The organism is Paenibacillus sp. LK1 (assembly GCF_002750415.1).
GTDB classification, from domain to species: Bacteria; Bacillota; Bacilli; order Paenibacillales; family Paenibacillaceae; genus Paenibacillus; species Paenibacillus taichungensis.
Window position 1 is genome coordinate 122,584 of the sequence record NZ_PEII01000011.1, and the last position, 20,512, is coordinate 143,095.

Consider the following 20,512-nt stretch of genomic DNA (forward strand, 5'->3'; position numbering starts at 1 on the left):
GGGACATGACCAGATTAATATAAAACCGCTAACTTTAAACCATCATTTTGCGTAGTGAAGATATATATCTTGAACGAATGACGAAGAAATAGAAGGTCTGTGCCAGCAGAAATGCACCAAACACGGTTAATACCGGAACAGTATAATTCGTAATACCGAATTCTGTCAAAAACGGCTTAACAACAACGAGCGTTTCAACAATTGAGATCAGGATTGGGAAGAAAAAGAGAACCGCGATCTGAATTGTGGATGATCGTTTCATCTCCTGAAAACTGAGACCCATTTTAGACAAGGAATGCACCATTTTCCCATCTGCCTCAAGATCCGTGTGCAGCCTGAAATAGAGAAAGCTGGCTGAGGAGATCGAAAAGATCAGTCCGATGAATATCCCCAAAAAGGTAAAGAGTGCCGTTGTCTGTCTGAATTCTTCGAAGTCAGCATATCGCGTCGTGAAAAAACCTGAAAAATCTTTATCATTAGAGTTATTTCTAATAATCTCATCCATGCCCTTCAGCCGATCACTTACCATCACTTCAGATGATTGCCGATCGGGCACCGATCCCCCCCATGAAGGGATATGATAAAGATATTTACCGGAAACAGCATCTTTGTCCAATTGTCCGGTAAGAGCTTTAAACTCTTCATCACTTACAATAACTAGGGCTGATGTATACAGAAGTCCGTTGAATTCCGGTTCATTTTCAGTATATTTAATATCGAGTGTAACAGGCCCTGAATTCATATCCAGCGTTAACTGATCGCCCTTGGCATAGGAACGAAATCTTTCTTCATGTCGAGGCTTCTCCACATTGCGTGAATCAATGAATATACTGGAATGAGCTGAGAGCGTATAGGTCGGTTTGTTCTGGATTGTGTTGAACTGGTTGAAATCACTTAGAGACATCACACTGATGCCGCTATCATCCGTACTTGTCCAAAAATATTTCAGATAAGCATTCTGATATTGAAGACCCGCAGCGTCAAGAACCTCATTGACGGGTGCCATGTTAGGTTCTTCCGATGCACTGTACACGTTATAACGAATCGGAAAATGATTGTCTCTAAATACTTGTCGATTCTGTTGATCCAGCGACAAAATGACCACTGCACTCATGGAAGCAATTGCAATAACCACCGTCACCATAAACAGCATGCGTGCGTTATCTTTTATTTTGTAACTCATCTCAGAAATCCATAGCAAGCGTGTACCATGCCACACCCGTTTGCGGTTACGTTTCAACAGACGAATACCCAGCACGGAAAGCTGCGAGTAAAAAAAATACGTACCTGCAATGCCTGTCACAGCAGCGATCAGAATACTCTCACTCGACAAACTACCGTAAAGCGCAAGGAATCCCGTAGCCAGAAACGCAAGCCCGAGAATAGAGAATATCCAAGATGCTTTAGGTTCCTTCTTGGGTTTGCTCGAACCCGTAAGCAGCTCCAAAGCTCGCTTATTTCCGATAAAGACCAATGTAAACAGGGAAATGCAAAAGAACAGTACTAAAAAAGCAATCACCGTAATCAACATGGCCTTCACAGGGAAATAAAAAGGCAGATCCTCCATACCGATAAATCGGGTGGTTAACATCAGGAACAGCTTGGATAATAACATGCCTCCACCTATTCCAGCCACAATGGACAGACATCCGATAAACATATTTTCCAGAATGACCAGCCTTCGAATCTGGCCCGGTTCCGCGCCCAAGATGGTTAGAATACCGAATTCCTTGTTCCGTGATTTCAGAAATGCACTAATGGAATACATAACAAAGAAGATCGCGAATACGTACACGATGACGGAGGCAACCTGCATTCCCGCTGCCGTAGTCTTGCCAATCGGCAATTTCTCAACAAACGGATGATAGATAAACATTGCATACGCGAAGAATATCATGACCATGAATGCACTACTTAGGAAAAAGGCGATGTACGCTCGCCCGTTTCGGCGAATGTTATTAAAGGCGAACTGAGGAAAGCTCATGCGAATTCCCTCCCCAGAAGGATAATGTATCAATAATCCGTTGAAAGAACGTCTGGCGGTTATCTCCACGATGCACTTCGGCTGCGAGCTTGCCATCCTTGATAAACACAATTCGATGGCAATAACTTGCGGCAAGTGGATCATGCGTGACCAGCATAATCGTTGTTTTCTCTTGCTGGTTGATCTGTTCAAGCGATTCCATTACCGCTTGAGATGAGGTGGAGTCCAATGCACCAGTCGGCTCATCGGCCAGTACAATGGATGGCATATTAATCATGGCCCTGGCAATGGCTGTACGCTGCCGCTGTCCACCCGAGATTTCATAAATGCGTTTATCCAGAATATGATCAATTCCAAGGTGAGTGGTAATCCGATTGAGTCTGCTCTCCATCTCCTTCAGCTTGACTTTGTCCAGCGTCAAGGGGAGTACTATATTTTCAGCAACGGTCAAGGTATCGAGCAGATTAAAATCCTGAAATACAAACCCGAGTTCCCTGCGTCGGAACATGGCAAGTTCTTTCTTTTTCATATCAAACGGATTCATGCCATTAATCAGCACCTTGCCTGAACTTGGTTCATCAATGGTCGAGACCATATTGAGCAACGTCGTTTTTCCACTTCCCGATGGTCCCATAATCCCTACAAATTCACCCTGCTTGATGGTCAGATGAATATCACTAAGGGCTTGAGTCTGCACTTTGCCCTGATACACTTTGTTTAGTGCCGAAACTTGTAACATTTCCATGGTGTTTCCCCTCCAACTAAACTATGCTTTCTTTTCATATCCTTATCCTAAACGACCTCCTACAACCCTGCTATCGATTTACCTTAAACTTTCCTTACACAGCGTTTAAGGTTATGTTCCCCCTTCTTCCTATTCCATAAAAAAAGCACTTCGCCCATAGGCAAAGCACTTCTATTTTCGATTCATCCAGCTGAATCGGACCAATGTTCCTTCATCCGGTTTGGAGAACAATTCAATCTGGTTACCCAAACGTGCACTGATCTCACGGACCAGATATAGTCCCATCCCTGTAGATTCATGATACTGTCTTCCCCGTTCTCCAGTGAAGTAAGGATTAAACACACGTTGAATATCTTCAGCCGATATGCCGATACCCTGATCCTGAATATCTAATACGATTCGTTCTTCCTTCATATAGGCAGTAATCATGACTTTTTTTCCTGATTTGCTATCTGAGTAATTGACGGCATTGGTCAAAATCTGGGTTAACATGAACCGCAGCCATTTGGAGTCACTATAAACTAGAAGTTCGTTGTCCATTTGGATAACCGGCGTAATTCCTCTGCGAATAAACAAACGTCGATTCTCAGCTACACTGCTTCGAACCACCTCGGGTAGAGACAAAAGCTCTACGCGAAAATCCCCTTCGAACTGTTCCAGACGTGAAGAATGAAGTACCATTTCCAACCCTTTGCGCATTTTATCCAGCTCATCCTGTATACTGCCTGCAGTTTTATCATCATCCACATCTTCCAGGGTCAACTGAATAATGGACAAGGGTGTCTTCATCTGATGGACCCAACGATTCATGAATACAACCTGCTGCTCACTATGCATGCGCAATTGCCCCATCTCATGCTGACGGTTACGCTCCAGTTCATGCATCAATTCCTGTAAACAATTAGCCACAGGGGCATTACCAAGTGATTGGAAAGGCTCCTGTACCAGCCGTTGTGGCTGCTGGAGCACACGGTAATATGGATGAATCTGGAAATAACGTACGGTCAGATACACGAGCAATACCACTGTACTCAGAAACATGCCATAAAGTACAATCTTCATGGGGCGACCCTCATTTGAAAGCCAATATACACATGGGACAAGCAGCATCTGCAACAAATAAAATCCGATGAGGGGTAGCTGATCTCTTAAGAACAGTTTCATTGTCGGTCCTCTTGGACAGGTGACTCCAAATCAAGCAATCGGTAGCCCGCTCCGCGAACAGTTTCCAAAACCTCTTCAGCTCCCAGATCCTTCAGCTTGCGGCGAACACGAGTAATGTACACATTCAACGTATTATCATCAATAAAATGCTGATCTTCCCACATCAGTTCGAGCAAACGCTCACGGCCCACTACCCGGCCTGCCTTGGCCATCAGTGCCTCGACCAATACGGATTCCTTCTGTGTCAGCTCCACGGAACGACCATCGAACTCCAGTACATATCTTTCGGGGTACAGCAGCATAGAGCCATTTTTCACTTTCATTTCTGGTTGAACAGCTGCATACATCCCATATGCCCTACGCAGGTGACTACGAACTTTAGCAAGTACGACCTCATATTGAAAAGGCTTCGTAATATAATCATCCGCCCCATGCTCCAGCGCCATAACCTGATCCATGCCACTGTCACGAGCCGAAATAAATAGAATGGGACATATGGAATGCGAACGGATCTGTCTACACCAGTAGTAGCCATCAAATTGAGGCAGATTTACATCCATCAATACCAAATCCGGACCGAACTGCATGAATTCATCCAGAACATGACGGAAATCTGCCACAATCTGCACTTGAAAACCATTTCGGATCAGATATTCACCCAGCAATCCTGCGAGCTTGGCATCATCTTCAACCAGCAATATCGATTGCATCGTCAACCTTCTTTCCGTTCCCTGACATATCTTCTACATCTAGTTTACCATTCTAGTCAAAAACGGATTGGAAATAAAGGATCAGACCACCAAACGTCCACGTTTCTCTGCCAAGCCAATGGTCGCCTCCACTCCGGAATTAAATTCGAGAAAGTCCTGTTCTACCCCGTCACTGAAAATAACACCGTCCTCCGGCATCTGGGAGACAATCTGCAAAGGCTGTTTTGGATGAATCTGTCCAAACACGAGATTGGCTGCAGTCGTCCGGCTAGGGAAGGGTTCACGTACAGTAAAATACAGATAAGGCGCATCCCAGCCAAAGTGATTCATGTCGCTCATGCTCCCCTGTGCAGATGCTGTCGCGGCGATATGTGCTTCTGAATAACCTTTCCCTCTAGGGTTCGAGTTTGAATGAGAGCTTCTACTGTCTCTATCGGGGATGAACGCTTCACCCGATTGGATGTGCAGCCATGCTTCCGAGCCCACGACTCCAGCAGCACCTGCCAGCACACTTTTGAACCAGCCCGTCGATCCCATTCCCGTGGATACAATTACTCCGCTGGAGGATTGTTGTTCTACCGATGAACCCATGCGAACTTCATAACGAGCAGATACATGCGTCTTTCTACCAATGAACAGATCGTTGACGCCATAAAGATACTGCCCATCATTCAGCTCCACTTTGGCCAACGTCACTTCTTTCAGGGAGCGGCGTTTACGAATAACATCAGGAATTATGAAGCTCAGATCCTCTACCGTAAATGGCAGCAATACCCCGTCCCAACGCATGGGGTCAGGATTCACACCAATGAGCGGCTGCTCGGTTACATACTTGAGCGTATTGGCAACAAGTCCATCCTGTCCGATTACTACCACAATGTCCTGTGCTCCAAAAATAAAGTTGGGCACATGTTCCCGATCAATAGTCTGAACCCGGCCCAGTTGGCTGAGCTGCTGCTGGGCCTGCTTCACGGAATGATGATAACGTCTGTCCTCCTCCAGGTAATCACTGAAGTCTGCTCCCAGGCGTTCGATATAGAACTGGGCTTGTTGGACCGTGTTATAACGGACCACCAATTCTTCCAGCCTCGTTCTGCGTTTGACCAGAATCAACTTGTATTCGGTCATAGGTTCTCCTCCCGCAGTGTGTGCAGCTTCAGACTGGCTTGCCTTCCCAAGTCTCATCGTGCCCGACCTCCCTGCTGCTCTCTTGTCGGTGGATTCATCAATCCTTGCAGCAGATCAGGTGAAATGTTAAGCTGTCCAATTTTCCCGGCATTCTCAGCCAGCTCCTGGAATGCAAGGGCAATCAGTTTATCCGAGTTCATACCCATGTTAGCCATCGCCTGTAGCACGCTAGGTTCCACCTGTTGTAACGAGTTCATCACGGCAGCAATTTCATAGGCTTTGGCATCAGCTTCGGCATTCTGATTGGCAATCGTTAATTCTATAAGCTGTTGTTTCCGTTCCTCCATCGCCGTATTGAATTGAAGCTGTTCCTGTTCCATCTCATTCTGTTTCTGTTTCACTGAGCGCTCGGCATGTAATTGCGTTTCTCGAATCTGCTGTTTCTTCGTCTCAACGGCAATTTCCGTGTTTAGTTCGTTCTCCTTCACTTTCCGCTCCTGTTCAATGGATGCATTACGACGTACATACAACGCTTCGTCGGCTTGGCGTAAAATCTCTTCCCGCGCTTGTGCTTCCAGTGCACGCATCGTCTCTTTATTAGGCAAAATAGCCAGAATGGATAAACTCATCAGTTCTACGCCCAATTTCTCCAGTTCCTCACTCTGCACCACTTCCCGTTTCATGCTGCTAGCCAGCCGTTCACTCGATTGAATGGCTTCCTTCAGGGGCATTTGCTCCAGATGTTTTTTGGTCAGAACTTTGGCGGTCGTAATTACACGTTGATCCAACTTGCCAGGATCGTCGGAGATATATCTGTTTTTGCGCAAATTGTACGTGTAGTTCAAGCTTTGGGTGATTTTCATATAATCAACGATACGATAACTCAGTTGACCCTGAACCGTAACTGTTTGATAATCGGCTGTTATTTCTTCGAACATAAAGGGCACATCCACCGAAGATACAGGCAGAACCACCACCGATGTCGTCGGCTCATAATAGTAGAAAGACAAACCTACACCTTGACGTTGCACCTGCCCATTCTTCACTTTCATTACGTACTCACTGGGTTGAAACTTCACGAATCGGAATCCAAACATCGCTCATTCCCCATTTCTTAATATTGTCGTTTTGATATTATCGAAATGATAACAAACAACTTCGATATTGTCAATATGACATTAACAACTTTTTTTTGCTTTTATATCAAAAAAAGACCTACCTTAGGCAGAAGCCTTAAAGCAGGTCGATTTTCTATAATTATAGTCAGTAATGACAACTCATTATGGGTTAAGTTATGCGAGGCGCTAGCCTATATTAGAAGTCATCACCTCGTTAAACAACGTTCATCATTTATTTGTTTTGTTCAGCGCTCTTCAAGATCAGATCAACAAACAAATCAATCTGGGCAGTAATGGCGATTGGATCATATCGATAGAATGTGTCAAAATCATTCTCGAAGAATCGGTGATTCTTCACCGCATCCAGCCCATTCCATACTTTGGACTGTTTGAATTCCTTCAGCGCTTCGCCTTTTTTCTCAGGATCGTACACCGTCATGAACATGTAATCAGTAGCATATTCAGGCAATACTTCGAGCGATAGCTGCACGGTCTGATTGTCTTTGCTCACTTTGCTAGGCATTTTCAGCTTCAAAGCATTGTATACAACTTGTCCGCCCCGGCCTGCGTTGTCGCCAAAGATCCATAGATCTCCTTTGTCCGTCAACTCGTATAATCCAGCGGTCGTATTTTCGTCCACGATGCCTTTCAGCTTCTCGCGTCCTGCTGCCGCCTTTTTCTCATAATCGGCAATGAACGCCTTCGCCTGATCAGGTTGACCAATCAAATCACCAAATAGCTCCACGGTCTTGTAGATATCTGTCGCTGTACCATATGGGATATGCACAGTTGGTGCGATTTTGGATAGTTCCTCGTAGTTATCATCATACATGACAACGATCAAGTCAGGCTGTAATTCCAGCGTCTTCTCCACGTTCACCGGATAACCCACATCTGTGGTGTCTTTCAGCTTGTCCTTAATGAACGGGTTATCAAAGGCACTTGGCTCTACACCAATTAAGTTACCGCCTACAGACAGAATCTCGCCCCCGTAGTAATCGGTCACGATGCGTTTCGGGTGTGCAGGAATGGTAACCGTCCCTTTATCCGTCTCATATTCACGTGTTTCACTTTCCGCTGATTCATTCTGAGCTGTATCGGTTCCAGTGGATTCCTGATTCTCAGTCGTCTGTCCTGAGCCGCTCCCCGTTTCATCCGTTGTCTTTTCTGCATTTCCGCAACCCGCAAGAACTAGCGTAAACACAATAAATAACGTGCAAATGGAAAGAATCGATTTGGATTTAAACATAAACATGATGCCCCCTATAATTCAACACTTTTATGATAATGGTAATCATTATCATTGGAATCATAGCAGAATTGATTACTAACTGTCTACCATTTTAATTGAAATCCATAAACATAGGGATCGAGTCAGAAAGACCCGATCCCTATATCATATAAACACTTAAAATTTATAAATCTGCTCCATCATTCTGGCTACAGCGACTGCACCCTGTGCACGATTAGCATGCAGTTTAGGCGCAAACGAGCCATCTGCCATTCCTTTAAGCAGGCCTTGCTCCTGCATCGCTGCAACAGCTTGTTTTGCATATTCAGCGATATCTGCGTTGTCATTAAATGTGGTGCTGTTGGTTGTTGTATCAACGGTTGTACTGGTGTTCTGCTTCATGACCTGTACCGCACGGTTTAACATTACCGCCATGTCCTCACGGGTAATACGTTCATTTGCTGCAAACGAACCGTCTGCTCGGCCTTGCACGATTCCCATCTCCAAACCAAGACGTACGGAATCTGAATACCACTGATCATTCTTCACATCCATTGGAGCTGAAGTGGATGTATCCGGCAAACGTGATTCGCCAATTCCCTTCATGATCATTTGCAGAAATTGTACACGTGTCAGTTCTGCTTGCGGACTGAATCGGGTATCTGTCATGCCTGAAATGATTCCTTTTCCATACAGATTCTGAATCTCTTTAATGGCCCAGGAGTAGGATTGCAAATCATTCAACGGCACCTGCACTTCAGTAATCACGAAACGGCCTGATTGAAGCGGCTTGAAAGCAAGACTTTGGGTCATTTCATCATATTGAGTAAAGGTTACCGGTTTCATTTCACCATTTGGCAAAAGGGATTGGATAGCCAGCACATTGTCTTCTGCATTTGAATTTTGCACATTAGACATCGCTATTTCAATGGATCTGTCAGTCCACTGTAACAGCTGTCCGTTTAACAAGAGATCCACGCTGACCACCACGTTGCGGTTACCGATGGCTTCCTGTTGCGCTTCAGACAGATTGGCTGTGGAGTCTTCGGTTAGAATGACATCCATTGTATCCCCATCTTCATTACGAGCATCCTTCAATAAATTTAACGGGATACGGACAGATGTCTGTTTCATGACGAGCTCCAGCGACTGTAATGCCTGAGTACGTGCCCATTCCTGAAGTTGATTTGCATTGAGCTGGAAGGTCACAGCCTTTGTATCCTTGGGAACATCTGCAATCAAGGTTAGCTTTTTGCTGCCTGCTCCCATTCCTTCAATCATTTGAGACAACTGTTTCATCTCAGGTTGAATCACATAGGTGCCCGCTCCGGTACTTGTCCCTTTGAATGTAATGGAACCACTTTCTCCTGGATTACCGGATTCGACAGGTGGCGTTACAGGAGGATTGCCGGAATTCTGGGATGATCCAGGCGTGGAAGGCTGTGCAGGTTGACCTGGCTGTGATGGCTGACCCGGGGTCAGCTCTTGCCGTACAAGCTGACTAACCGCCTCTTTCAATGCGTTATCCGCAGCACTGATTTCCTGTGCGCTGGCTTCTGCATCATCCATAAGCACATGAGCAAACGACAATGCCTGTGCAAACACATTCCAGCTTGCGGCCGTGTAATTACTTTGATGCAGCTTCGCAGCGGAATTCAATGTAGCCTCCAGGGCAGATTTGTCAGCCGGGAACATGCCATAAGCTTCAAAATCCATAAAGCCTACCCACTGAGAACCAGCGGTAATGGTCAGTTTAATATAACGTGCCTCCGTGCCTGCGGGCAGGATATGTCTTGGACTGGTGGATACAACCACATCACTTGTTGTATCCACGACTTTGACAAAGTTCTTGTTATCGTTGGATACTTCGATCTTGTATTTAATGCCTCCACTCCACATGGACATTTCCAGCTTACGGATCACAGCGGTCGCCCCCAGATCCACTTGCCACCAACTATCCACACTTTGGTCTGTTCCCCATGAAGTAGTGGGGTCACTGTCAATCGCTCCCCCAGGCGAGTTGTCTTTTCCACCACCAGTACCGGCACTGCTTGATGCGGTAGCTGTTTTACCTGTTGTTAATGCCTCCAGCAAAACAAGGTTGTTATGGGCTTTCTGAAGTATTGTCAGAGCCTCCTGCACTTCCGATTGTATGGCATCCTGCTTGTCTCTGACCGTGATTGCCGATAACAATGCCGCTTTCAGGTTTGCCCAGCTTCGCTGAGTATACGAAGATTCGGTCAGCTGCTGGATTTCACCGATAAACTGTGTCAGCTCCGTTTTGTCTACGTTGGACAACCCATGGATGGCTGCTTCCACTTGTTTTGCTGCTGTATTCACTTCGGTCTGGGTGGCTCTTGGATCTGTCATAACCTGTTCTGCACGAGTAAGAGCCTTGGTCAGAACAGCCCATGTTGCAGCAGACCAATCTGCTTGTTTATATGTTTTGGCTTCGGCAATGATTGCCTCGAGACCGTTCCGATTCGCCGCTATAACATCAAGCTGCTGCATAACCTCATGAAGAGCGGCAGTCGCAGCGTCCGTATCCTGTTGGGTTATACCACCAGATGTATAAGCCAATTTGTACGTATTCTCAGCTGCTGCAATGGCTGGAGCGAGTGTGGTCCAGCTTTCAGATGTAAAATCACTGGATTCCAGCGCCTTTGCACGTGTAATCGCTGCCGACAGCTCTTTCCGATCTGCGGGCAGATTGTCCAGGCCGCGTTTGTACACATCCAGCGATGGCAGGGCACGCCCTTCATACGAGTAACCGCCATTCGCCGGATATTCGTCATAATCGAACATGGCGTGATTCTCCCATGCGTCTCCCTCGGAAGCAATCCAGCCTACATTGGCCGCAATCCATGCAGGCTCCCAATAGAAGAACCCCGCTCCCTTCTGATTTGGAACTTGTGAGATCATGTCCATAATGCCTGCAATCGCATCATATTGTCCCTGCACAGTTGCCGGGAAGGTAGCACCTCCCACATTCAGCGTTTCCGGATTGCCAATAATATTGCCGTGAGCGTCCCCGTTTTTATACGAGAAAGGGTAGGACGTCTCAGCGATAATGACTTCTTTTCCATATTTCGCGGATACCTCATTCATCGTTTTGCGCACATCTGCGAATGTTCCGTGCCAGAATGGATAATAGGAAAGGCCGATAATATCGTACTCCAAATGACGTTTCTGCAATTCACCGAAGTACCAGTCAAATGTATCGGCTTTCCCCCCTTCAGCCAGGTGGATCATGATTTGAACCTGATCTCCGCCTTGGATACTTCGAACGCCATCCACTCCTCGCTGAAGTAAGGCAACGTTCTCATCAAAGTCGACATTACTCTTCAATCCATTTAACACGCCGCTATTGATTTCGTTACCGATCTGTACCATGTCGGGCATCGCGCCCACATCCTTCATCTCGCCTACCACTTCACGCGTGTAATCATATACAGCTGTCTTCAGTTCATCAAATGAAAGGTTTTCCCAGGCCTTCGGACGAAGCTGTTGACCGGGATGAGCCCATTCATCGGAATAATGGAAGTCGAGCAGGATCTTCATGCCTTTCTCTTTTACCCGCTGGGCCAGACGAATCACATCTTCTTTGTCGTTGTACCCATTGGATTTCTGTGGATCATTCCACAGTCGAAGCCGCACATAGTTCACGCCACGATCTTTGAGAATATCGAGCAGATCGCGTTCTGCTCCATTGCTGTCCAGATAATAACCTCCATTATCCTCAATGGCTGTTAACGTGGAAATATCCACCCCTCTGACAAAATCACTGCGATATCCTTCTACCGTAACGGTAGCTTCAGGTTGAATGGGAGCCCCATATACATCACCCGTAACGGTAAAGCTGCCTGCTGATGCATATTGTGAAGGGGCAACTTCCTCCCATGCCACCGGGACAAGGCCCGATTTCCCGTTCTGGTAATGTGCCGTGACTTTTGCTGGCAGAACAGGAGCAGTACGACTTACGGTAGACACGTTGACTGGATCATATTTCACGATGTCTGCCGGGTTCCGTACCTCTTCCTCTCCCCAGATTTGAAACTCGGAAATGCCAGGCCACCAGTCGGTACCAGCATAATAAGGAATCGTGACCTTCACATACTGAACCGCATCTGCCTGAAAATCCAGATTGACCTGTGATTCCGCTTTATCGTTGGCAGAGTGATCTGCCACAGATGTCCATGTATTTCCGTCCTCAGAAACTTCAACCAAAAACTTCACAACCTCGTTTTCATCCTTCCACTTTAGTTCCGCACCGGAAAGGTTGTATGAAGCCCCCAAGTTTACCGTCAGCCAATGCGGTTGATCTACTGAAGTAGGACTGTCCGCACTCCATTTTGTATTTCCATTGCCATCCACCGCTTTTTCTTTATAGCCCTCCCATTGTAGATCTTCTGAGCTGACCGTAACCGCCTTATTCAGCGCAACGTTTACTTTCGCCGCTGCCGCTGCGGGCCGAACTACCAGACCCAAATCACAGAACAACATCAGTAATACGAGACAGCCGCTTATGTATCTTTTGTGCACGCTTGATCTCCCCCTTATCATTTGTTTGGTCACCTTTGAACAATGAATGTTGTAAATCATTATCATTGTAAGCGCTTTACATCAAACGAGGACACGGTATTATGCCAAGGAAACAGCAGTTATTTTAACACATCGAATGGTAATTCCTTGCTCACTGTGGATCGATTCCCATTCCTAACAAAAAAAATCTGTCCCTCTGCCTGATTAGGCAGATTGGAACAGATTTTAGCCTTACTATATGCTTACTTGCTGAGCTTCAGCTCCAGTTGAACCTGAATGTCATTTTCAGTAGAAAGGACCACCGAATGTGGATTCTCCATACCAAAATCTTCAAAGGTAACCATCGTTGTGGCGGACAACAACACCTGATCATTTTCGTAAGCAGCTTTTACGTCAAACGTAACCTCTTTCTCAATCCCTTTTACCGTTAGGGTTCCGTTCATTTTAAAGTCTACGGTCTGCCCTGCCGGCCATTCCGTTGGTACACCTTCAAATGAGGTAGCCGTAAATGCAGCTTGTGGATGGGTGGAAACATCGAAGAAATCAGCTTCTTTCACATGTCCATCCCGCTGGCTATTGCCTGAATCAATGTCACTCATCTCGATCTGTCCATCCGCTTTCATCTGGGACGCATCGTCTACATTAAGAGTCAAGTTACCACTAACCTGCTCGTCCGCAAAATTGACCGTCTCCCGGGATGTCGTTACCGAAAAATATACTTTCGAACCTTCGCTGATGCTCCAGTCTCCATTCAATTGCTCTGCTCCCGCTGCAACGTTAGAAACGCTTGTACCGCTATCCGATCCGGCTTCCGTTGTGGAAGCTGCAGTGCTGGCAGGCAGCACCTGTTCAATCTCAACATTGTTGCCCAGGTAACTGTTCGCGAAATAGTACCCTCCGCCCCCAAGAATGACGATTGCTGCCGCTCCTGAGATCATCCATGTTTTTGTCTTCTTATTCATCTCTATTTCCTCCAATGGGTAACTGTATAAGTTGGTTATTTATCAGCATCTTACCAGCCCAATGTGTCAGGATGACGTCAAGAAATGATGTGCAACGCATTTTTTTCTGAAAATAATTGCCTCATTGGCATTGTGCTTCCGCTCATGTAAAATCAGTACACAAGCTTCTGAAGTGAAAGGAGACACCTTCTTGAAATCCATACTTATCGTCGAAGATGAACAAGCCATTGCCCGTGTGCTGGCTGCCTATCTTCGAAAAGCGGGATTCGACGTTCGTCATGCAGCGGATGGCCCCACCGCCCTAACTTTATTTGATTCGGATGTGCCTTCCTTGGTATTGCTGGATGTGATGCTGCCCGGAATGGACGGTTGGGATCTGCTACGAATCATCCGCCAAAAAAGTGCTTGTCCCGTCATCATGTTAACAGCACTGGATGATATTCAGGACCGTCTTAATGGGCTGAATGCCGGTGCTGACGATTATATGAGCAAACCCTTTGTGCCTGAGGAAGTGGTCGCCAGAGTCAATGCTGTGCTTCGCCGCAATCCACACTGGACAGCTGAAGGTGAAGGCAAACGTTATTTTGGTAATCTGGTCATTGATCTGGCTGCCAAACAGGTACTTTTGAACGGTGCCGAGGTTGCACTCACACCACGTGATTTGTCACTGCTCCTGTTTCTATCAGAATACCCCAACCGCACATTCACCCGGGACCATCTGATTGAACAGGTATGGGGCATGGATTATGACGGAAGTGACCGGGCTGTGGACCTGTCGATCAAACGGCTGCGTCAGGCGTTATCCCACTGGCTGCCTGAAACGGGAGAAATCCGGACTTTACGGGGAATGGGGTATCAATTTTGGATCGCCAACTAAAACGAAGTACAACCAAACGTAAAACATCCATTCTGTCCTACTGGACGCTTCGATATTTTCTAATCCTCTGCTTTGGTTTCACCATTATTGTTGCAGGGGCACTTTACTGGATCAGAACTACTTCCATTGAAAAAGGTCTCAAAACGGCCCAGCTGCTAGGGTTGGAAATTGCCGAAAAGGTAACGGGAGCGGAAAACAAACTGCATATTCCCCCGGATCTCGACAGGCTCGTGGACAAGCGAACCAAGCTTTTCAATACAGATAATTACTTTTGTATTATGGTGCTCGACAACAATAATCAATTGATCTATTCCAAACCAAAAATGACGCAGCAAGATGTATATAATCGGCTGTCTGATGACCTACGCGAACCAAGAAACAAAAAATTCGCCGGGGTGACGGTCAACGTCACAGATGACGATCAGACACTCGGTAAAGTGTGGGTCATGCAGTCCAAAAAGTCCATTGCATACAATCCGGAAACGATGCTTGTGGTATGCATCCTGTTCGTGGCTTTAATTCTGTGTGGTTGGTTTACAATCTACCTCCTGTCCCGCAAGCTCTCCAGGCCTATTCGTCAAGTCGCCCATGCCGCAGAGCAGATTCGAAACGGAAACTATGAAGTCAATTTGGATCTGAACACACGAGAACGGGAGATGAATGAACTCGTTGAATCTTTTCGCGAGATGTCTATCCGTTTGCAGCAATTGGAGGAATGGCGTGCCCTGTCACTTGCTGGGGTAACCCATGAATTGAAAACACCGGTAACGTCCATTAAAGGACTCGTGATGGCTGTCCGGGACGATATTGTCAGTCCGGAGGAAGCGAAGGAATTCCTGGACATCGCACTCAAAGAATCGGAACGAATGGAACGTATGGTCGCTGACCTGCTGGATTACAATGCGATGAGCGCTGGAAGTGTTGCTGTTCGTCGGGAACGCATAGATCTGAATTTGCTGGTGGGTGAAATTATGTATCAGTGGAAAATCGCTTATGAGGACAAGTCTCTCGAGATTGAATTGTACACACCTTCGGGTACGCTCTATACCATCGGTGATGCCCTTCGCATTCAGCAGATTATTGTCAACCTGCTCAATAATGGACTGCAAGCAGCCGCTTCCGATCAAGCTGCCGTCTTTCATATCCGTTTGCGCGCTGAGGCGGACAACTTGTTTGTTGATGTGCAGGATAACGGTACGGGTATCACTAAAGAAGATCAACCCAAGATCTTCGAACGTTTCTACCGTGGTGAGATCAAAAAACGCCGTACCCGCGGGTTAGGTCTGGGACTAACCTATAGCCGCTTGCTTGCTCGAGCTCAGGAAGGGGATTTATCCCTGACCTCCAGCAGTCCTGAAGGCAGCCTTTTCACCTTAACTTTGCCACGATGGTCTGGTCCTGAAAAAACAGAGATAGAACCATCTTACCGCGCAACGGCTAACGCGTAGCAGGACACGATATCTGCATCTTATAAACGGGCTTTCTTCATCTGCCAAAGAACCAAGAACAAACGGCCCATGTAAATTGCTGAAATATCGAATAGCCCGACATTCCTTCATAGGAACCGGGCTATTCATAATGTGACAGTGGTCGGTGATATTCATATACAAGCTAAGTGGTCAGTACTCGCGGCATATATTCTGCATACGCGTCATTAATGAACTGCTCATGTAATCGACTGCTGGCAATAATGGCTTTCCGCTTGGCTTTTAAAACAATCTGCTCCACATCCGCATAACTGCATCCTGTGAGGCGTTCACACATGAATTCTTCCAGTCGGCTCTCCTGCTCAAACTGCCCCATCAGCTTGTTAATATATAATCTACGGCTCGAGTCATCCGGCATCCCATAAGTCATTTTGGTATCAAATCGCCGCCATATCGCATGATCCAGCTGTGTCTCCAGATTCGTAGCGGCAACCAGAATGCTGTCACCATCGAATTCATCAAGACACTGCAACAATGTATTGACGACACGAGCCATTTCTTTAACCTCATCATTACTTTCACGTGTACGACCTACGGCATCAAATTCATCTAGAAATAGCACACAGGGGTTAGCCCGTGCATATTCGAATAGTTTACGGACATTGCTTCCCGTCTCCCCTAGATGGCTATGAATAATGGCATCGAGTCTCACAAGAACCAGCGGAAGCTGAAGTCGGTGTGCAAGATGGAAAGCAGTTAGTGTTTTGCCTGTTCCCGGAGGACCAAACATCACCATTTTGTTCGGCATTGGCACATCATGTTCTGCAAACTGATCTTTCATACCGAGAATGGTAATAAACTCCTCCACCACCCGTTCATTGTCAGCGGAGAATACAATATGCTTTGCCTTGCGTCCACACTCTTTCGGTGAATAAAAAGCGGCCATATCGATGCCTTTAGCTCGGGGTATCCGATTTATATGGTTGGTTTTGCTCATCGTTGATCGTTCTCCTTCTTCTATGTCTCAAGGGATCATCCAAGTTAAATACTATCGATTCAATCTCATTCATAAATTAACGATCTTTTAATCGTAATTATTACTATTAAATCATAACATAATATGGCCTCTTTGCAAATTTTATGTGACTTGTCCATCATTTTGCGTAAGGTCTCGTCCAATTTGTTGCAAGCGGCAGTAAAATTTGCTATTCTAAATATGCATCGTTGTGTATAACGCAAAAAAGCCCTCTATTTACTCGAGAGAGCACAAAATTTTTCCAGATTTGCAAGCGGCAACTTGCCAATTCCGGATGTCATTTTTATACCAACGAATGTAATCCAATCAAAGTGAGGTTATCAATCATGGCAAAAGACGTATTATGTGAGGTTAATTCATGTCGTCACTGGGCTCAAGAAAACAAATGCAACGCATCTTCAATCTACATCGTGAGTCACAGTTCCAAAAAAGTAAGTGAATCCGCTGAAACGGATTGCAAAACATTTGAAGTAAAATAAAATTCAAATGGTACAAGTTAAAGGAGCCCTCGCGGTTCCTTTTTCTTTTTCTATTGTAACAAGAATGATAATTATTATCAAGCTCTTTTCTACAAAATCTGAACTCCCCTCTCTTCATGCACATTGGACTGCCTATTGACGTACACTACGAGAGCAGTCAAACTGCCCATGAACGAATAGACCATAGAGGTGAGTAACGATGCCCGTAAAAAGTGGCAAACAGTATATCGAACGGATCGATGCACAGACGGTCCCCTGCTGGTACAAAGGGGAGCTTGTTACTGGAAAACGTTCTGAACATTTTGCGTTTGCAGGTTTGATGGAAACACAAGCGAAGTTGTACGATCTTCAGTCTGATCCACATTTAATCGATACGATGACTTATGCATCTCCTGCTGACGGAAAACCAGTAGGTATGTCCTTTCTGCCTCCAACCAGTGTGGATGACTTGCGCAGACGCCGAGAAGCAATGAATATTTGGTCAGGGACTCACCATGGTTTTTTGGGACGATCACCCGATTATATGAACACAGCAATTATGGCCTTTTATACTGGGGCAGATATCCTTGAAGAAGTATCGCCACAATACGCCGAAAATCTGAGAAACTACTATGCCTACTGCCGGGATAATGATATTACCCTCTCCCATGCCTTTATCCAGCCCCATGCCAGTAAAATTTCGGGACAATTGGACGCGACCGAAGATGCCATTGCCGCCAAAGTGGTTGATCGCACTGAAGAAGGTCTGATCATTAATGGTGCATTCATGATGGCCACTCAGGCCGCCACGTCAGACGAAATCCTGGTTTACCCTTCCCCTTCACCGGCACCGTTCGACGAAGAAAATCCGTTTGCTTTTGCTTTTGCTGTACCAAATGACCTGCCTGGTATTAGTCTGATCTGCCGGGATACCTACGCCGCCGAGTCCAATTTCAACTATCCACTCAGTTCCAGATATGAAGAGATGGATAACATTGTAATCTTTGATCATGTGCTTGTTCCTCATGAACGGATATTCTTCGCCGGTAATGAGGAAATGTCTGGCCGACTCTTTAGCGGAAGCCATTTTCACATCCACGCAGGACATCAGGTCGTATGCCGGTATATCGCCAAAACGGAATTTGTTCTGGGCACCATTCAGTTACTCGCTGACACGCTCGACCAAGCTGCTGAAACGCATGTGATAGAGAAAACAGCCAGGGTGCTCGCCGGTCTTGAAACGTTAAAAGCACTGGCTCTGGCAGCAGAAGCCGGTGCTATGGAAGATGGACGGGGATTTATAATACCTGCCCCCAAACCGTTAATGGCAGCAAACCTTTTATTCCCCAAACTGTATCCAGAGATGATTGAAATTTTACAACTCTTAGGATCCAGCGGTGTAATTATGGTGCCTCAGGAAGAAGAGTTCCACTCGAATATCGCGCCTCACTTGGATACGTACCTTAGAGGAACCGATATGGTATCTCAGGAACGCACAGCGTTGTTTCGTCTGATCTGGGAGCTTGGAGCAGGATCATTCGGAGGCAGACAGACCCAGTTTGAACGGTTCTTTTTTGGCAACTCGATCACCGTCTCGAACCGGATGTATTCAGCAGTCTTTGCAGATCAATCGTATCGTCAACTCGTTCGTAATTTTATTGCCAAAACCGGCAAATAAATGAGGAATGACTGATTCCCTCGTTTAAACCAGATGGTCGTAGACCGTCATCAGTTCAGAGGCTGGTCTGCCTGCGTCGGTATCCCGAAGTGCAGACTGGTCTCCGTAACCGATGTGGAATACACCCAATACCTTTTCCTCACGAGTTAAACCCATCAAATTCATAAATACGGGATGCTGTTGATAATCATTGATCTTCCAGACGGCATTCAAACCTTGTTCCGCTGCCAGGATGCAAAAACGTTTGCTCCAGGCTTTTGCAGGCAATAAATGGTCCTCCCTGGCACTTGAAGGGGCGACAACAACCAGATGTGCCGGAATAGCTTCTGTATATTGATATGTAGCCCAGTCCCCGTAACGATCTGCCAAATGTGGTGGGTAACTCTGTCTGACCGCCTCCAGATACAGTTGACGTCCTTCATTCGCGAACAACATAAACCGCCAAGGCTCTGAACTTATCACATATAAAGATGGATCTGCTTCATCCAGCAACCGTCTTATAACCGACTGTGGTACAGGCAACGGGCTGAATTCACAAGTTCCTGTACGTTTCTTGCCGTTTACTGCATCTTGTCTCAAACCGGTAGACATGGATCATCCCTCCCTAATCTGCACGATATATCACAACATCCATTGTCTTGCTTACATCAACCAGTTTTTTTTGGGTTCAGTCTCACTTCTCCACCGATCGACCTCTTCATGAACTCTGGCTTTATCCCGAACCGTAAATTGGTCAGACTCCACCTTCTCTGTGCTCGGAATGCTGTCACGAATCAGTCGAATATAATCCATCGAACGGACAAGCGATTGACGTCCCGGGATATATCGAATCTTGCGCCCTTCAAGCAAACAATAGATTTCGATCATGCCTGGCAGCTTGCCAAATGCTTCCCAGCAGAACACACTCACCATATGCTGGAACGCCTCAACCACATTTGGATCATGGACAACCACATATTTTTGGATGAGCAGTGAATCCCAGCCCTCAGGCTGCCAGGCAGCCTGGAAGATCATGGACAGATGCATCGACAAGGTAGGAAGCTCCGTTCGCCATTGTTCAAATAGAATGGTCGGATGCTTCAGATCATCGTTCATCGCAATTGCAAGGGATAATTCATCCGTAATTTTGTTTTTTACATCCCAGTAATGAAGTACCGATTCAAATCCGGTTGCCTTTCTAGGCCACCACTTTTCGAGTAAATATTGTACAGGCACCTCTTTGCGCACTTCCAGGTCCATACTGTAAAAAGCATTAACTGCATGGCTGACTGCATATTGTACACGGTGTCTCCATTGCAGCGGTGAGCGCTGTTCAGCCTCCGGTTCCGGGCGGATGAACCGATGCGGGCTGCGCAACATCTCTTCCAATCTGTAATCTTCAAGCAGCCTTACCGGGGTGTCTGACATTCCCGGCTGAAGAGCCGCCTGAACATTATGTCTTAACATGAGTCC

At 46.2% G+C, this 20,512-nt stretch carries 16 protein-coding genes; 4 read left to right on the forward strand and 12 right to left on the reverse strand.

Going from position 1 to position 20,512, the window contains the following annotated elements; genetic code table 11:
• Window positions 1–34: 34 nt before the first annotated feature.
• The 9 genes from CS562_RS23140 to CS562_RS23180 form a co-directional block, all read right to left on the reverse strand.
• Window positions 35–1,984: an ABC transporter permease gene (locus tag CS562_RS23140; protein ID WP_099858359.1), complete on the reverse strand. Its 1,950-nt coding sequence runs from the start codon at window positions 1,982–1,984 to the stop codon at window positions 35–37.
• On the reverse strand, window positions 1,959–2,729 hold the full coding sequence (locus CS562_RS23145) for an ABC transporter ATP-binding protein (protein WP_076289013.1): 771 nt from the start codon (window positions 2,727–2,729) through the stop codon (window positions 1,959–1,961). Before CS562_RS23145 ends, CS562_RS23140 begins: the two co-directional genes overlap by 26 nt.
• 171 nt (window positions 2,730–2,900) lie before the next feature.
• Window positions 2,901–3,791: a sensor histidine kinase gene (locus CS562_RS23150; protein WP_306554840.1), complete on the reverse strand. Its 891-nt coding sequence runs from the start codon at window positions 3,789–3,791 to the stop codon at window positions 2,901–2,903.
• Between the two features lie 98 nt (window positions 3,792–3,889).
• The gene (locus CS562_RS23155) at window positions 3,890–4,603 is read right to left on the reverse strand and encodes a response regulator transcription factor (protein WP_099858361.1); all 714 of its coding nucleotides are present in this window, start codon (window positions 4,601–4,603) and stop codon (window positions 3,890–3,892) included.
• An 81-nt stretch (window positions 4,604–4,684) separates the two neighbouring features.
• Window positions 4,685–5,788: a diacylglycerol kinase catalytic domain-containing protein gene (locus tag CS562_RS23160; protein WP_179087158.1), complete on the reverse strand. Its 1,104-nt coding sequence runs from the start codon at window positions 5,786–5,788 to the stop codon at window positions 4,685–4,687.
• Entirely contained in the window at window positions 5,785–6,828 is a 1,044-nt protein-coding gene (locus CS562_RS23165) for an SPFH domain-containing protein (RefSeq protein ID WP_076289010.1), read from the reverse strand. The genes CS562_RS23160 and CS562_RS23165 overlap by 4 nt, the downstream gene beginning before the upstream one ends.
• 253 nt (window positions 6,829–7,081) lie before the next feature.
• Complete coding sequence (locus CS562_RS23170; protein WP_076289009.1) at window positions 7,082–8,098, reverse strand: iron-hydroxamate ABC transporter substrate-binding protein; 1,017 nt, start codon at window positions 8,096–8,098, stop codon at window positions 7,082–7,084.
• A 159-nt stretch (window positions 8,099–8,257) separates the two neighbouring features.
• Window positions 8,258–12,622, reverse strand: coding sequence for a glycosyl hydrolase 53 family protein (locus CS562_RS23175; protein WP_076289008.1), 4,365 nt, complete (start codon window positions 12,620–12,622; stop codon window positions 8,258–8,260).
• A gap of 242 nt (window positions 12,623–12,864) precedes the next feature.
• The gene (locus CS562_RS23180) at window positions 12,865–13,584 is read right to left on the reverse strand and encodes a YceI family protein (protein ID WP_076289007.1); all 720 of its coding nucleotides are present in this window, start codon (window positions 13,582–13,584) and stop codon (window positions 12,865–12,867) included.
• 190 nt (window positions 13,585–13,774) lie between these two features.
• Between CS562_RS23180 and CS562_RS23185 the strand changes: the two genes are divergently transcribed.
• Window positions 13,775–14,461 (forward strand): response regulator transcription factor, encoded by a 687-nt coding sequence (locus CS562_RS23185; RefSeq protein ID WP_076289006.1) that lies wholly within the window; start codon window positions 13,775–13,777, stop codon window positions 14,459–14,461.
• Window positions 14,446–15,909, forward strand: coding sequence for a HAMP domain-containing sensor histidine kinase (locus tag CS562_RS23190; protein WP_099858362.1), 1,464 nt, complete (start codon window positions 14,446–14,448; stop codon window positions 15,907–15,909). Before CS562_RS23185 ends, CS562_RS23190 begins: the two co-directional genes overlap by 16 nt.
• Window positions 15,910–16,072: 163 nt before the next feature.
• On the opposite strand, the gene CS562_RS23195 is transcribed toward CS562_RS23190, so the two are convergent.
• On the reverse strand, window positions 16,073–16,885 hold the full coding sequence (locus CS562_RS23195) for an AAA family ATPase (RefSeq protein ID WP_099858363.1): 813 nt from the start codon (window positions 16,883–16,885) through the stop codon (window positions 16,073–16,075).
• A gap of 365 nt (window positions 16,886–17,250) precedes the next feature.
• Here CS562_RS23195 and CS562_RS23200 point away from each other — a divergent pair, with 365 nt between their 5' ends.
• Window positions 17,251–17,403: a DUF1540 domain-containing protein gene (locus CS562_RS23200; RefSeq protein ID WP_072733378.1), complete on the forward strand. Its 153-nt coding sequence runs from the start codon at window positions 17,251–17,253 to the stop codon at window positions 17,401–17,403.
• Window positions 17,404–17,602: 199 nt separating this feature from the next.
• Window positions 17,603–19,060, forward strand: coding sequence for a 4-hydroxyphenylacetate 3-hydroxylase family protein (locus CS562_RS23205; protein ID WP_076289003.1), 1,458 nt, complete (start codon window positions 17,603–17,605; stop codon window positions 19,058–19,060).
• 24 nt (window positions 19,061–19,084) lie between these two features.
• Here the strand turns inward: CS562_RS23205 and CS562_RS23210 are convergent, their stop codons facing one another.
• Both CS562_RS23210 and CS562_RS23215 read right to left on the reverse strand, forming a co-directional pair.
• Complete coding sequence (locus CS562_RS23210; protein ID WP_099858364.1) at window positions 19,085–19,651, reverse strand: nitroreductase family protein; 567 nt, start codon at window positions 19,649–19,651, stop codon at window positions 19,085–19,087.
• A gap of 51 nt (window positions 19,652–19,702) precedes the next feature.
• The gene (locus tag CS562_RS23215; protein WP_099858365.1) at window positions 19,703–20,506 is read right to left on the reverse strand and encodes a hypothetical protein; all 804 of its coding nucleotides are present in this window, start codon (window positions 20,504–20,506) and stop codon (window positions 19,703–19,705) included.
• Window positions 20,507–20,512 lie beyond the last annotated feature (6 nt).

What these genes read in the sequence shown, in the direction of transcription:
- CS562_RS23215 (WP_099858365.1), bottom strand. Translation starts at nt 20,506, where the DNA reads ATGTTAAGACATAATGTTCAGGCGGCTCTTCAGCCGGGAATGTCAGAC.
- CS562_RS23150 (WP_306554840.1), bottom strand. Translation starts at nt 3,791, where the DNA reads ATGAAGATTGTACTTTATGGCATGTTTCTGAGTACAGTGGTATTGCTC.
- CS562_RS23140 (WP_099858359.1), bottom strand. Translation starts at nt 1,984, where the DNA reads ATGAGCTTTCCTCAGTTCGCCTTTAATAACATTCGCCGAAACGGGCGA.
- CS562_RS23180 (WP_076289007.1), bottom strand. Translation starts at nt 13,584, where the DNA reads ATGAATAAGAAGACAAAAACATGGATGATCTCAGGAGCGGCAGCAATC.
- CS562_RS23145 (WP_076289013.1), bottom strand. Translation starts at nt 2,729, where the DNA reads ATGGAAATGTTACAAGTTTCGGCACTAAACAAAGTGTATCAGGGCAAA.
- CS562_RS23195 (WP_099858363.1), bottom strand. Translation starts at nt 16,885, where the DNA reads ATGAGCAAAACCAACCATATAAATCGGATACCCCGAGCTAAAGGCATC.
- CS562_RS23170 (WP_076289009.1), bottom strand. Translation starts at nt 8,098, where the DNA reads ATGTTTAAATCCAAATCGATTCTTTCCATTTGCACGTTATTTATTGTG.
- CS562_RS23200 (WP_072733378.1), top strand. Translation starts at nt 17,251, where the DNA reads ATGGCAAAAGACGTATTATGTGAGGTTAATTCATGTCGTCACTGGGCT.
- CS562_RS23165 (WP_076289010.1), bottom strand. Translation starts at nt 6,828, where the DNA reads ATGTTTGGATTCCGATTCGTGAAGTTTCAACCCAGTGAGTACGTAATG.
- CS562_RS23160 (WP_179087158.1), bottom strand. Translation starts at nt 5,788, where the DNA reads ATGAGACTTGGGAAGGCAAGCCAGTCTGAAGCTGCACACACTGCGGGA.
- CS562_RS23210 (WP_099858364.1), bottom strand. Translation starts at nt 19,651, where the DNA reads ATGTCTACCGGTTTGAGACAAGATGCAGTAAACGGCAAGAAACGTACA.
- CS562_RS23155 (WP_099858361.1), bottom strand. Translation starts at nt 4,603, where the DNA reads ATGCAATCGATATTGCTGGTTGAAGATGATGCCAAGCTCGCAGGATTG.
- CS562_RS23205 (WP_076289003.1), top strand. Translation starts at nt 17,603, where the DNA reads ATGCCCGTAAAAAGTGGCAAACAGTATATCGAACGGATCGATGCACAG.